Raw genomic sequence first — 14,188 nt, 5'->3', positions numbered from 1 at the left:
TTGGAAGAGAATAAGTCTGATAATGTAGGCATAGCGCTTGTATTTGGTTTATTTGTTTTTTGTGGTGATTAACATATTACCAGATATCAAGCGCTTACTCGTTAAACTTGTGGGGATTCCTCAGACTAAAGTCCGACCTACAAAAAAAATCACCAAACTTGATGTTGCCACCCGTAGGCCCGATGTAGGTTGGACTTTAGTCCATCAAGTTAAATGAAATTTAACCGTTTTGGGCACAAATCCCGATAAACAAAACAATACTCACAGTAAATGTTTGTTAACCCATCACAGTAATCGCCCGCTTAACGCTGACGGACTAAAGTCCGACCTACAAAAAATTTCTCAACACTACATGGTCACTCGTAGGTCCGATCTAATTTAGACTTCAGTCCATCAGGTTAAATGAAACTTAGCTTTTTTAGCATAAATTTCATTGAACAAACTAATACACGCTGCTGATTTTTATTGGCCTACCTCGTTAATCACCCGCTTAATGGCTGACGGATTAAAGTCCGACCTACAAAAAATTAGTCTTTAACTCACTTCTTTAATAGCTCGACCAATACCGTCAACGGTTAGTGGAAACATTTTGTCGTCAACTAAGCGTTTAATAATTGAAATTGATTGATGATAATCCCATTGGTTTTCTGGCTGTGGGTTTAACCACGCCACCTTATTAAAATGCCCCAAAATTCGTTGCATATAATCAATGCCAGCTTTTTCATTCCAATGCTCAACACTACCACCCGGTGCAATTATTTCATAAGGCCCCATCGTAGCGTCACCAACAAAAAGCACCTTATAATCACTACCAAAGGTTCTTATTATCTCTTCTACATCAACGGTATTAGTACGACGACGGCTATTGTCTTTCCATAAACTTTCATAAACACAATTATGAAAATAGAAAAACTCAAGGTGTTTAAATTCAGTATGCGCCGCTGAGAACAACTCTTCACAGGTATGAATATATTCGTCCATAGAGCCACCAATATCAAAAAACATTAATACTTTGACTGAATTATGACGCTCAGGCTCCATATGCACATCGAGTAAGCCACCATTTTTTGCGGTCGAACGAATCGTAGTATTAATATCAAGCTTTTCACTAGCACCGGTGCGAGCAAATTTCCTCAGTTTTTTAAGCGCAAGTTTGATATTGCGAGTACCGAGTTCTCTGTCTTGGTCGAAGTTTCTAAACTCGCGTTTATCCCACACTTTTACCGCTCGTTTATTACGATTGCCGTCTTGACCGACACGAATACCTTCGGGGTGATAACCATACGCGCCAAACGGTGATTTACCGCCTGTACCAACCCATTTATTACCACCTTCGTGGCGTTTTTCTTGCTCCGCAAGGCGCTCTTTTAAGGTTTTCATTAATTCGTCAAGACCACCTAAAGCCTTTAACTTGTCTTTTTCTGCTTGGCTAAGCTCGTTTTCAAACTTTTTCCTGAGCCATTCTTCAGGAATAACGTTATCGAAAATATCGATCTTTTGCACACCGTCAAAATATTCAGCGAATGCACCATCAAACTTGTCGTAATGGATCTCGTCTTTAACCATCACAATTTTTGCTAAATGATAAAAGGCCTCAACGTCTGCAAAAACAACGCCTTTTTTTAATAGCGCAATAAGATCTAATAACTCTCGCAAACTTACCGGTACTTTGTGCTTTCTCAGGGTTAAAAATAAATCTATAAACACGTTTATTGCCTGTTTCTGCGACTAATAAAAGCAAGCTTTTCAAGTAATGATACATCTTGCTCATTTTTAAGTAAGGCACCAAATAAAGGAATGATGTCTGATTTTTTATTGATCAGTACATCTTGAGCAACATCATCGGCAACTAACAGTTTTAACCAATCAATTAACTCTGATGTTGACGGCTTTTTCTTAATACCTTGCACATCTCTAAGATCAAAAAACACTTCTAAGGTATGCGCTAACAAGTCTTGTTTTACATGTGGATGATGCACAGCAATAATTTGTTCCATCTCTACTTTGGTTGGGAATTTAATGTAATGGAAGAAGCAACGGCGTAAAAAGGCATCTGGGAGCTCTTTTTCATTATTCGAGGTGATAATAATAATCGGGCGTTGCTTTGCTTTAATCACTTGTTGAGTTTCATAGACAAAAAACTCCATCTTATCAATCTCTTGCAATAGATCGTTTGGAAACTCTATATCGGCTTTATCTATTTCATCAATTAATAATATTGGCCGTTGTTCTTCTTCAAACGCCTGCCAAAGCTTGCCTTTAATAATATAATTTGAAATATCATTAACCCGTTCATCACCTAATTGACTATCACGTAAGCGCGACACCGCGTCATATTCGTATAAGCCCTGTTGTGCTTTAGTAGTTGATTTAATATGCCATTGATATAATTTACAATTAAGTGACTTTGCTAACTCTTCTGCGAGCTGAGTTTTACCCGTACCCGGCTCGCCTTTGATCAATAGTGGTTTTTCTAAAGTAATTGCTGCGTTTACCGCTAAGCGAAGTTCGTCTGATGCAATATAATTTTCGGTACTTTTAAACATGATTTTACCTATAAAGAGGATGCCCAGTGATTTTAGACACCATTAAAAATTGATAGATTAAGATAACTACCAGACTAAATAATTTTACAGGCCTAAAAGGCCTAGTCTGTTTGCTCATTGCTTTGATATTAAAAAAGCTGCTAAGACTAATAATATCGTCTTAAGCTAAATAAGAGCAAACACTCAGTTAAATTATTTTTACCATACATTCGTGACCAGACAACTTTAACTGCCAGCGGCGTGCCACTAAGCGCTGTGTTGCCTGTTAATGTGTCGCCTTGACTTATACCAATCTCATTAATTATCTGATCATTTCACCTGGTTAAAACGACCCACTATTGTGTTATTTATTTAATAATTATCGCTGTATGGATGTATGCTTATTAGACAATGCAGGAGCATATTGTCCTGAACAACGAGTTATACCAATCCCATTAAGTTATTGCTCACTTGTACTAGTTAAAATAGCTCAAGGCTGTGTTGCTCTCAATCCCAATAGCCAGCTATTGCTCAATCGAGCGCCTTACCTTGAATTATTTTTCCTGCGTACAACAAGATCACAAACTTAATGGAACTGGTATTATTACAATAAATGCCTTATATTTGGTTGTTTTTCCTGCGTATAAAGTAGACCACCTAATTAATGAAATTGGTATTACATCCTTAGTTCTTTTAATATTTCATAGTCATTGCGTTGGTGAGCTTCTTTTTCACACCATAGCGCTGACTACTTTAGGTATCTCGCAGATATTTATAAGCGCAAGTTTTTCGCCAAACTAGTTAAAGTTTAACGATTAACTTACCTTTATTTTTGCCAGTGAAGAATAAGTTCAAGCCCGTGATCGCCGACTTAAGCCCTTCTAAAACGTGCGCACGATGTTTGATTTTTCCTTGCATAACATAAGGCGTGAGCTTTTCTAATAACGCAGGAATTTCACCAAAATGATCTGGCATGGTAAAACCTTGTATCGTTAAGCGTTTTTTGATGATCGGGATCCAATTTGGTGCTAAATCAGGGTGCTGTTTTGGATAATCAGCAATTAAACCACAAACCACAATACGACCATGCGCATTCATTCTTTCAAAGACATGGTGCTGGATTGGGCCACCGGTATTTTCAAAGTAAACATCTACCCCATTTGGGGTAAGTTCGGCTAATTTTTCCGCTAGATTATCTGTTTTATAATTAATAGCACCGTCAAAGCCTAATTCGTTAACAATCCAATCAGCTTTTTCATCACTACCAACCACACCAATAACGCTAAGGCCATCAGCTTTTGCCAACTGACCAACAATTGAGCCAACCGAGCCTGCCGCGCCAGAAACAACTAGTGTTTCACCACTTTTTGGCTTACCTATGCTGTACAAACCTTTTGTGGCCGTTAAGCCCGGTAAAGCAAAGACAGATAAAACCGCTTCATCTGGCAGTGGCGCAGCAACTTTGTTCAAGCCTGCACCGTCACTTAAATGATATTCTTTCCAGCCCATCATGCCCATAACGCGATCGCCAACTTGAAAGTCAGCATGTTGGCTTGCTACTACTTCGCCAATGCCTGAACTGCGCATCACATCGCCTAATGCGACAGGTGGAATATAACTTTCGGTGTCAGCACTCATCCAACCAAACATAGCAGGGTCAAGCGACATATGGTTTTGTTTTACTAAAAATTGCCCTTTACCAACAGTTGGCATTGCTACTTGCACCACTTCAAATAGTTCTGGACCAATGGGGCCTGCGCCTGGACGAGCGATTAAATTAATTGCAGTATAAGTAGTCATTATATTTCTCTCAGTTGTGTTAGTTATCTTCTTTACTGAATATATAGCGCTTGGTTAATAAAGCCTGATAAGCAGTGATTAATTTTTATTTAGCCAGTAGTGGCAAATAATGTCGATTTAACTGTTTAGGTGCGTAATTCTTTTCGCAGCACTTTGCCGACGTTGCTCTTGGGTAATTCATCCATAAATTCTATAAACTTAGGGCGTTTATAATTAGTCAGCATTTCATGACAGTGATCGAAAATTTCTTGTTCGGTTAAATTAGCCTCTTTTTTAACAATAAATACTTTTACCGCTTCGCCGGTAGTACCATGCTTAACACCAATAGCTGCCGCTTCAAGTATCCCTTCGTGCATTACGAGAACTTCTTCTATTTCATTAGGGAAAACGTTAAAACCAGAGACAATAATCATGTCTTTTTTACGATCTACAATCTTAAAAAAACCATTTTCGTCCATGGTGGCGATATCACCTGTTGCTAACCAACCGTCTTTTAAAACTTCATCTGTTGCAGCTTGACGATTAAAGTAACCTTTCATTACTTGTGGACCTTTTACCCACATTTCACCTGGCTGACCCAGCGCAACATCACCACCATCATCATCGACTAAACGAATATCTGTTGAAGAAACAGGAATGCCAATAGAGCCATTGTAGTTTTCTTGGTTATAAGGGCTCATAGTCACTAAGGGTGCGCACTCAGTTAAACCGTAACCTTCTAATAAACGTGTGCCTGTAACCTTTTCCCAAAGCTCTGCGACCGGACGTTGCACTGACATACCACCACCAAAACCAAGTTTTAGTGGGCTAAAGTCAAGTTTGTCAAAACCTGGGGTATGTAATAAGCCATTAAATAAGGTGTTTACACCGGTTATCACAGTAAAAGGATATTTTGCTAACTCTTTAACAAAATTTGGCATATCTCTAGGGTTGGTAATTAATAGATTTGTGCCACCAAAGGGAATAAAACACAGGCAGTTAGAGGTTAAGGCATAGACATGATAAAGCGGTAACGCGGTAACCATAATTTCTTTGCCAACCTCGTAAACATTTTTAGTGGCAGCATTAGATTGCTCAATATTTGCCACCATATTGCGGTGCGTTAACATCGCCCCTTTTGAAGGTCCCGTTGTGCCACCAGTATATTGTAAGAAAGCTAAATCAGTACCCACCACCTCAACGGGTGTAAAATTAAGCGCTGCGCCTTTTGCCATAGCCCGATTAAATTTTACTGCTTGAGGTAGATGGTACGCAGGTACTTGTTTCTTAACATACTTTAGTACGCCATTAACTATAGCGCCTTTAATTTTACTCAACCGGTCACCAACACCACTGACAATAACATGCTCTATGTCAGTTTTATCAATAACGGCTGCAAGTACATGAGCAAAGTTTTCAAGAATAAGAATGCCTTTTGCCTCGGAATCCTTTAATTGGTGTTGTAATTCACGCGCGGTATAAAGCGGATTAACATTGACTACGGTTAATCCTGCAATCAGTGCGCCAAATAATGCGATAGGGTATTGCAGGGTATTTGGGATCATAATGGCAAATTTATCGCCTTTGACTAACCCTAAGTCTTGTTGCAAGTAAGCGGCAAAGTCAGTGGCTTGTTGTGCGAGTTCTTGATAAGAAATACTGGCACCCATATTAATAAATGCCGTATTATTTTTATATTGTTGGGTGTGTTTTAAAAACAAATCCGCCAAAGAGCTATATTTGTCTGGGTCTATTTCAAATGCCAGACCCGCTGGGTAACTTTTTTCAAGCCAAATTCTTTCCATCGTATTCTCTCCCCTATTACTCATTTTTTAGATGACTTTTACTAAGTGGCATTTATTATTATTGATGCCGTTATACATTATTTTTTAATGCTTAAAGTACTTCAAATAATCCAGCAGCACCTTGGCCACCGCCAATACACATGCTGATCACTACATATTTTACACCGCGTCGTTTACCTTCAATTAGCGCATGCATAACCATACGCGTGCCGCTCATGCCGTATGGGTGACCAATTGAAATAGCACCACCATTTACATTTAGACGATCTTCTGGAATGCCCAGTTTTTCGGCACAATATAAAACTTGTACGGCAAACGCCTCGTTAATTTCCCATAAACCAATATCATCCATGGTTAAATTATTACGCGCTAGTAATTTTGGAATCGCATAAATGGGACCAATACCCATTTCATCCGGTTCACAACCGGCAACTGCCATGCCACGATAAGCGCCTAATGGCTTAAGTCCGCGCTGCTCTGCTAGTGCACGTTCCATTACCACAACAGCTGCCGCACCGTCAGATAACTGTGACGCATTACCGCCGGTAATTGAGCCATTGTCGTTTACCGTTTTTAATGCCGATAAGCCTTCAATATTGGTTGATGGCCGGTTACCCTCATCTTGCGTTAAGGTCACTGCTTCTTTACTGATATTACCTGTCGCTTTATCCATAACTAATTTTGTTGCCGTAACAGGCACAATTTCATCGTCAAATTTATTCGCTGCTTGCGCCGCTGCCGTGCGTTGCTGAGATTTAAGCGCATAGGCATCTTGTTCTGCTCTTGATATATCATAACGATTAGCAACCACTTCTGCAGTATCTAGCATAGGCATATATATCGCTGGGCGATAGGCTTTTACACTTGGGTCAACCAAGCGATGCATATTCATTTTATCGTTTTGCACTAAACTAATAGAGTCACAACCACCGGCAATCACCACTTGTGCGCCATCACAAACAATATGATTTGCGGCTGTTGCTATCGACATCAAGCCTGATGAACATTGTCTATCAATGGTCATACCCGCAACAGATACCGGTAACTCGGCCGCCATGGCCACTTGACGACCAAAGTTCATGCCTTGGTTACCTTGTGTTAACGCCGCGCCAAAAATACAGTCTTCAATTTCATTTACATCGATTCCTGCACGTTCTACCGCAGCTTTTACGGCCACAGCGGCCAGTGTTGGTGCTGATAAATCATTAAATGCGCCACGGTACGCCTTGCCTATTGGCGTACGAGCTACTGATACAATTACGGCTTCTCTCATGATTACTTTCCATTAAGTTATTGATAGTTAACTGATAATTACGTGATCATTTTGACGAATTGGTTACGCGTGACTATTTTGTTGTGATTTCATGAAAGCCATGGCTTTTAAAACAAATTTTTCACCTTGTTTTGTGCCTGACTCTAATGCTGCTTGGCCAGTTTGATCGGTTAACTCGGGCCATTGTTCACGCACGTTTTCAGGGTTTTGCTTATGCCCAGCAATAAAACAACCTTGGGTTTCAAAGATACTGGCACTTGAATAACCGCCTGCGCCAGCACATAAAATAAAGCGATTAGGGGCATCGTCATCACACAATGTTAGCAAGCCCGCCGTAACAGCTTCAGGAGCAAATGCTCGAACAATTTCTGCTGGCATTAAGTCTTCAGTCATACGCGTGCCAGCTGTTGGTGCAAGTGCATTAACGCGAATATTATTTTTGGCGCCTTCAAGCACTAGCGTATTCATCAAACCTAAAACCGCCATTTTTGCAGCACCGTAATTTGCTTGACCAAAATTACCGTACATGCCGCTGGACGATGTTGTCATCACAATACGGCCATAGTTTTGTTCACGCATGATTTCCCAAACCGCTTTTGTGCAATTAACAGAGCCCATAACATGAACATCCATCACCAGTTTAAAATCATCTAAGCTCATTTTTGAAAAAGATTTGTCACGTAAAATGCCAGCATTATTGATAAGAATATCAACACGGCCCCATTTTTTCATGGTTTGATTAACCATGTCTTGCACTTCATCAAAGTTGGCAACGTTAGCACCGTGACTGATAGCTTCACCGCCATTTTCTGCAATTAAACGCACCACTTCTTGTGAGGCTTGTGATGAGGCACCGCTACCATCGCGCGCACCACCTAAGTCATTAACCACCACTTTTGCGCCACGCGCTGCAAGTGCTAAGGCGTGTGAGCGACCTAAACCGTTACCTGCGCCAGTAACAATGGCGACCTTACCTTCAAAACTGATTGACATAGTACTTCCTTAACATGCTTTAATTCGTTGTTTTTTTAATATTAATAGTCCACATCTAGACGATATATGGCGCTATTTAACCATTTGTACTGAAAGCCACTCGGCTACTAATGCCGGCGTGTCACAACCTTCAATTTCAACTGTCACTTGTGTAGATAAACGATATTGCCCTGGTTTTTTCTCTTTAATGGCCAAGGTCTTAGCGTGTGCTCTAACGCGACTATTTACGCTAACCGGTTGTAGGAACCTGACTTTATCAAAACCTGCGTTTAAGCCCATGTAGAACCCCTCAATAATGACACTAAAGTCTTCCGCAAAATGAGAGAGCATTGATAAGGATAAAAAGCCGTGCGCGATGGTTGAGCCAAACGGTGTTGCTTTTGCCTTTTCTTCATCAACATGGATAAATTGATGATCTAAGGTACAATTGGCAAATTGATTAATTTGCGCTTGCGTTATTTGGTGCCAAGGGGTCGGCTTGGCTTCAAAGCCAATGTAGTTGGCTAATTGATCTTTTTTTATGATGGTGGGCATAGTAATTCTCCATTTAGCTACGATCTATTTTAGTTACCATCTAGCTTTTAATACCGGATCTTTCGTTACTTTAGGCGCATGTTTGAGCTTTAATGCTTGATCTTTAACAGTTAAGCTTTAAAACCAGTCTACTTTCATGTCATAGGTTGTGCTGTCACTGCTTCGTAAGATGCTTGACCATAATGATATTTTTGGTAACTCAAATCGATAAAAATACTGTAATGCTTGTAGCTTGCCGTTATAAAAATGCTCATCAGTTTGATGCGGCTGTTTACTCAGTGCTTGGCTAGCAACTATGCCTTGTTTTAACCATAGCCACGCGACAATAACGTGGCCAAATAATTCAAGGTATTTGACAGAATTAGCTAACGCCAAATCGATATTGCTAGTCGACATTGCGCCCAATATCATTTGGGTTGTTTGTTTTAAAGTCTCAACAGCGACACTGAGTTGTGTAGAAAATTCAGCTAAATTTTTATAGGGTTTTGCTTGTTCAATAGTTTTATAAATTTCAGCTATGGTGGCTGTGTAGCCGGCCATTTTATTCATCGGTACTTTGCGGGTTAATAAGTCTAACGATTGAATACCTGTGGTGCCTTCGTGAATGGCGTTTAAGCGATTGTCACGATAAAACAACTCAACAGGATGCTCGTTAATATAACCGTGTCCGCCCAATACTTGAATAGCTAGGTCGTTAGCTTTAGTACCATATTCTGACGGCCAGGTTTTTATAATGGGGGTTAAAAAGTCTAATAACACCTGCGCACCTTGTCGTGCTTCAACTGTTGGGGCAGTTTTTTCGTCGTCGCTCAGTTGTGAGCCATAAAGCACTAACGAAAGTGCGCCTTCTGCATAAGCTTTTTGCGCGAGTAACATACGGCGGACATCGGCGTGTTCAATAATATTAACCATAGGAGAAAGTGGATCTTTAGATGATGGCAAGCGCCCTTGGGGACGGTTTTTTGCGTAATCAACCGCATATTGATAACCGGCAACTGCTAGCGTTGCACCACTAGTCCCCACCATAATACGTGCCTCATTCATCATATGAAACATGTACTTAAGCCCTTGGTTTTCTTCACCAACTAAGTAAGCGACTGAGCCATTTTTTTCACCAAAACTTAATGATGTCGAGGTTTGAGCGCGACCGCCCATTTTGTGAAATAACCCCGCCAGCGCCACTTCATTGTCCTCACCCAAGGTGCCATCATCATTCACTAAAAACTTCGGCACTACAAACAATGAAATACCTTTAATACCTTTCACCGCCCCTTGTACTCGCGCAAGCACTAAATGGACAATATTTTCACTTAAATCATGATCGCCACCAGAAATATAAATTTTATTACCGCTAATGCGATAAGTATCATCTGCAGACTTAACCGCTTTGGTGATTAAATCGCCAAGCCCTGAGCCGCTGCCTGGCTCGGTCATCGCCATGGTGCCCATGAATCGTCCTGAGCGCATGGGCTTAACCCATTTTTCAATCAGGGCTTTGCTGCCATGAGCTTGCAGTAAATTTGCATTAGCGGTGGTCAACATGTTGTAACCTAAACCGACACCACCTGCGGCGGTTAAATAGGTGTTAGCCGCGCTTGCAATAATGGGCGGTAATTGCATGCCATTTGATGCGAAATCTGCAGTGGCTGATGAAATACCCGATGCTATTACCGCTTCAATGGCGGGTTTTAACTCAGGAATAAGGCTGACGTTTTTACCGTCAAAGGTAGGTTGATGGGTATCAAGTTTTTGTCGAATAGGTAAAAAGTGTTTCTCAGCTATGGTTTTAGCCGTATTAATGACTTCATTAAAAGTCTGGCGGTCGTGGTCTTGATAGCGTTCTCGTTTTATCAGTGATTCACTATCAAAAAGCTCATAGAGCATAAATTCAAGATCACGTTCATTCATTAATGTTGCAGACATAAAATTATCTTCTCATCTTTTTACTTAGCTAAGTAACAGCGAGTTATTAGCAAGTGATTAAAGTGTTATTAACTTATTGCGCTGATACACCGCCATCTATGGCGATACATTGCCCTGTCATGTAGGTATTGGCTGGAGATAACATCATCAGCATCATGGCAACAATTTCTTTCGGTTCGCCTAAACGATTCATCGGTGCGCCTCTAGCCATTTTCTTTTGTTGTTCTTGATCAGCAAAATTAGTCACCATAGGCGTTAAAGTAAAGAACGGACAAATGGCATTGATGCGAATATTATTGCGACCATATTCAACTGCACCAGATTTAGTTAAACCAATCACCGCATGTTTAGCCATCGCATAAGCACTACCTCTTGCGGCGCCACTTAAGCCAGCCATAGAGCTGACATTGAGAATAGCCCCTTCACCTTGTTGTAGCATTTGTTGTATTTGATGGCGCATACCAAATTGAACACCTTTCACATTGATGGCAAATTGACTGTCCATTATTGCTTCGTCTATCTCGTGTAATGGCATAAATTCGTGCGCCACACCCGCGTTGTTAACACCTATATCAACACGGCCAAAGTGTTTAATTGCGCTGTCGACCATAGCCTTACAGTCATCATCTTTTGAAACATCACAAGCCAGTGCAATAACCTCAGCGCCAGTTGATGTGATATCTTCAGCCACTTTTAACACAGCAGACTCGTTAATATCACTGATCACTAACTTGGCACCACGCTTGGCTAATTCTTGTGCTAACAACTGACCAAAGCCTTGTGCTGCACCCGTTATAACAGCTACTTTTCCTGTAAAATCTAATAGTGCATCCATGGTATTTCCTTTACATTACGAATATTGTTTAATCAATTTGTTCTAATAACGACTCGTTATCTATTAATTGACATTTATAGGGTTATTTTATGCAAAAATTATCTTTAACCTTATTTATCTGCTGATTTTTTTGAAGATAGCTTGGCTGTTTGTTCGCCTGTTTGTTCGATAATACTTAAAGCCATTTGCGCTAAAGGTTCAACAAATGCCCCAACTTTATTAGCATGTTCATTTGATGCGTTGCCCTCTGACGCGCGCTTTGCCACGCCCTGCACTATGGCTGCTAATCTAAAAAAGCTAAATGCCAGATAAAAGCTCCAATTGTCGATATGGTCAATGCCCATGCGTTGACAGTAACTTGCCACATATTCTGCTTCTGTGGGTATGCCTAAACTCACCCTATCAACACCTTGCAAGCCATCGATAGAGCCCATGCCTTGTGGCATACGCAGCTGCATACATTGATAAGCTAAATCAGAAAAAGGATGTCCTAACGTCGATAATTCCCAATCCAGTACAGCCATAACTTCAGGCTTGTCTTTGGCAAACATCATGTTGTCTAAACGAAAGTCACCGTGTACTAAGCAAACTCGGCCATCGTCTTCAGGCAAGTGCTTTTCGAGCCAAAATATAAGTTGGTCCATAGCCGCAATTTTCTGTAATTCTGTAGTACGATATTGCGAAGTCCAACGACCAAATTGTCGTTCAAAGTAGTTACCTGCTTTACCGTAATCAGCTAAACCCACTAGGTCAATATCAACGCTGTGCAGAGCGACTAATGTTTTATTCATCGCATCATATAGTTCGCTGCGATAAGCATTGGTTGAAATTTCGGCTAATGACGGACTCCAATAAACGCTACCATCGCAAAACTCCATCAAGTAAAACATAGCGCCAATAATGTCAGTGTCTCGACAAAGATGATAGACCTGAGCAACAGGTACATCAGTACCTTTAAGGGCATCAAGCACTTCAAACTCCCGATCAACAGCATGGGCAGATTTTAACAATTTGCCTGGTGGTTGGCTGCGTAATACATACAAACCCGATTCAGCCGTTACTTTAAAAGTAGGATTTGACTGCCCACCAGTAAACTTGCTTAACGTGATCGGGCCAATAAAGCCTGTTACCTGCGACTCAAGGTATTGAGTTAATTTTTCTACATCAAAAGCAACCGTTGCTGTCATCTGTTTATCTCTTCTATTGGGTTTAACCTGTTCAATTTTTACAGCGATTGATCTGAAGTGGTCTTTTTCACTAAGTCGCGGCCAAGTTGCATCATGTGCACTTGATCTGGGCCATCGGCTAAACGCAAAGTTCTCTGGCCAGCAAACGCATGGGCCAAAAAGGTATCTTGGCTAACACCAACGGCGCCATGGCATTGAATAGCACGGTCAAGTACATCAAGTGCCATACTTGGCGCAACAATTTTGATCATCGCGATAATATCTTTCGCGGCTTTATTACCGTCAGTATCCATTTTTTGCGCGGCTTTTAAGGTCATCAGGCGTGCTTGTTCAATCTGACAAGCAGAAATAGCAATGTCTTCACGCACTGATTGTTGTTTGATCATCGGGCGACCAAAAACAATACGCTCGTTAACTCGCTGACACATTAAATCAAGCGCTCGTTGTGCTACGCCAATAGAGCGCATGCAATGATGAATACGGCCTGGGCCTAAACGACCTTGGGCAATTTCAAAACCTTTGCCTTCACCAACAATAATGTTTTCAACCGGTACTCGGACGTTGTCAAAAGTGATTTCAGCATGCCCTTCGGGTGCATCGTTATAACCAAATACTTGCATTGGACGTACCATGGTTACGCCTGGTGTTTTCATCGGTACTAGCACTTGAGACTGTTGAATATAGCGGTTGCTATTATCGGGATCAGTTTTACCCATCACGATCATAATTTCACATTGTTTGCGACAGGCACCGCTAATATAAAACTTTCGACCGTTGATAACATATTCATCACCCTCACGTGCTATGCGCAGCTCAATATTAGTCGCATCACTTGAGGCGACTTCTGGCTCGGTCATAGCAAATGCTGAACGAATTTTTCCTTCAAGTAGCGGCTCTAACCATTGTTTTTTCTGCGCTTCATTACCGTATTTAGCTAATACTTCCATATTGCCAGTATCAGGTGCCGCGCAATTAAATACTTCTGGCGCCCACATCACTTTGCCCATAATTTCGGCAAGGGGGGCGTATTCTAAGTTAGTTAACCCAGCGCTATATTTACCGTAACTTACCGGTAAAAATAAATTCCATAAGCCCTGTGCTTTTGCCTTGGCTTTAAGCGCTGCCATTAAGGGCGGGGTTGACCATTGATTCTGTGCTACTTGCTCATGCATTTGTGCTTCAACAGGATAAACATGCGTGTCCATAAATGTGCTGACACGGGCCATTAATTCTTTAACTTTGTCGCTATATTCAAAATCCATAGGAGATCCTTATTATTTTTTAATATCTGGCTGTTATTTATGTCGTGTAAGCGCAATTAACCATGTGCAATT

The 14,188-nt window shown here is 40.9% G+C and carries 11 protein-coding genes; all 11 read right to left on the bottom strand.

The window, feature by feature from the left end; translation table 11 throughout:
• Nucleotides 1-534 precede the first annotated feature (534 nt).
• Nucleotides 535-1,707, bottom strand: coding sequence for a vWA domain-containing protein (locus ESZ39_RS14340; RefSeq protein WP_146880591.1), 1,173 nt, complete (start codon nt 1,705-1,707; stop codon nt 535-537).
• Nucleotides 1,708-1,709: 2 nt separating this feature from the next.
• Entirely contained in the window at nt 1,710-2,546 is an 837-nt protein-coding gene (locus ESZ39_RS14335) for an AAA family ATPase (protein ID WP_411266885.1), read from the bottom strand.
• Nucleotides 2,547-3,326: 780 nt separating this feature from the next.
• Nucleotides 3,327-4,325 (bottom strand): NADP-dependent oxidoreductase, encoded by a 999-nt coding sequence (locus ESZ39_RS14330; protein WP_146880589.1) that lies wholly within the window; start codon nt 4,323-4,325, stop codon nt 3,327-3,329.
• A 125-nt stretch (nt 4,326-4,450) separates the two neighbouring features.
• Nucleotides 4,451-6,109: an AMP-binding protein gene (locus ESZ39_RS14325; protein ID WP_146880587.1), complete on the bottom strand. Its 1,659-nt coding sequence runs from the start codon at nt 6,107-6,109 to the stop codon at nt 4,451-4,453.
• A gap of 91 nt (nt 6,110-6,200) precedes the next feature.
• Nucleotides 6,201-7,382 carry an acetyl-CoA C-acyltransferase gene (locus ESZ39_RS14320; RefSeq protein WP_146880585.1) on the bottom strand — a complete coding sequence of 394 codons (1,182 nt, stop codon included), beginning with the start codon at nt 7,380-7,382 and terminating at the stop codon, nt 6,201-6,203.
• A 63-nt stretch (nt 7,383-7,445) separates the two neighbouring features.
• Nucleotides 7,446-8,375: an SDR family NAD(P)-dependent oxidoreductase gene (locus ESZ39_RS14315; protein WP_146880584.1), complete on the bottom strand. Its 930-nt coding sequence runs from the start codon at nt 8,373-8,375 to the stop codon at nt 7,446-7,448.
• A 72-nt stretch (nt 8,376-8,447) separates the two neighbouring features.
• Nucleotides 8,448-8,909, bottom strand: coding sequence for a MaoC family dehydratase (locus ESZ39_RS14310; RefSeq protein ID WP_146880583.1), 462 nt, complete (start codon nt 8,907-8,909; stop codon nt 8,448-8,450).
• A 117-nt stretch (nt 8,910-9,026) separates the two neighbouring features.
• On the bottom strand, nt 9,027-10,832 hold the full coding sequence (locus ESZ39_RS14305) for an acyl-CoA dehydrogenase (protein WP_146880582.1): 1,806 nt from the start codon (nt 10,830-10,832) through the stop codon (nt 9,027-9,029).
• Nucleotides 10,833-10,905: 73 nt separating this feature from the next.
• The gene (locus ESZ39_RS14300) at nt 10,906-11,667 is read right to left on the bottom strand and encodes an SDR family NAD(P)-dependent oxidoreductase (RefSeq protein WP_146880581.1); all 762 of its coding nucleotides are present in this window, start codon (nt 11,665-11,667) and stop codon (nt 10,906-10,908) included.
• 110 nt (nt 11,668-11,777) lie between these two features.
• Nucleotides 11,778-12,854 carry a phosphotransferase family protein gene (locus ESZ39_RS14295; protein ID WP_146880580.1) on the bottom strand — a complete coding sequence of 359 codons (1,077 nt, stop codon included), beginning with the start codon at nt 12,852-12,854 and terminating at the stop codon, nt 11,778-11,780.
• Nucleotides 12,855-12,892: 38 nt separating this feature from the next.
• Entirely contained in the window at nt 12,893-14,116 is a 1,224-nt protein-coding gene (locus ESZ39_RS14290; protein WP_146880579.1) for an acyl-CoA dehydrogenase family protein, read from the bottom strand.
• Nucleotides 14,117-14,188: the final 72 nt, after the last annotated feature.

Source organism: Colwellia sp. C1TZA3 (assembly GCF_007954265.1).
Taxonomy (GTDB): Bacteria; Pseudomonadota; Gammaproteobacteria; order Enterobacterales; family Alteromonadaceae; genus Cognaticolwellia.
This window is presented reverse-complemented; position numbering and strand designations above follow the sequence as displayed.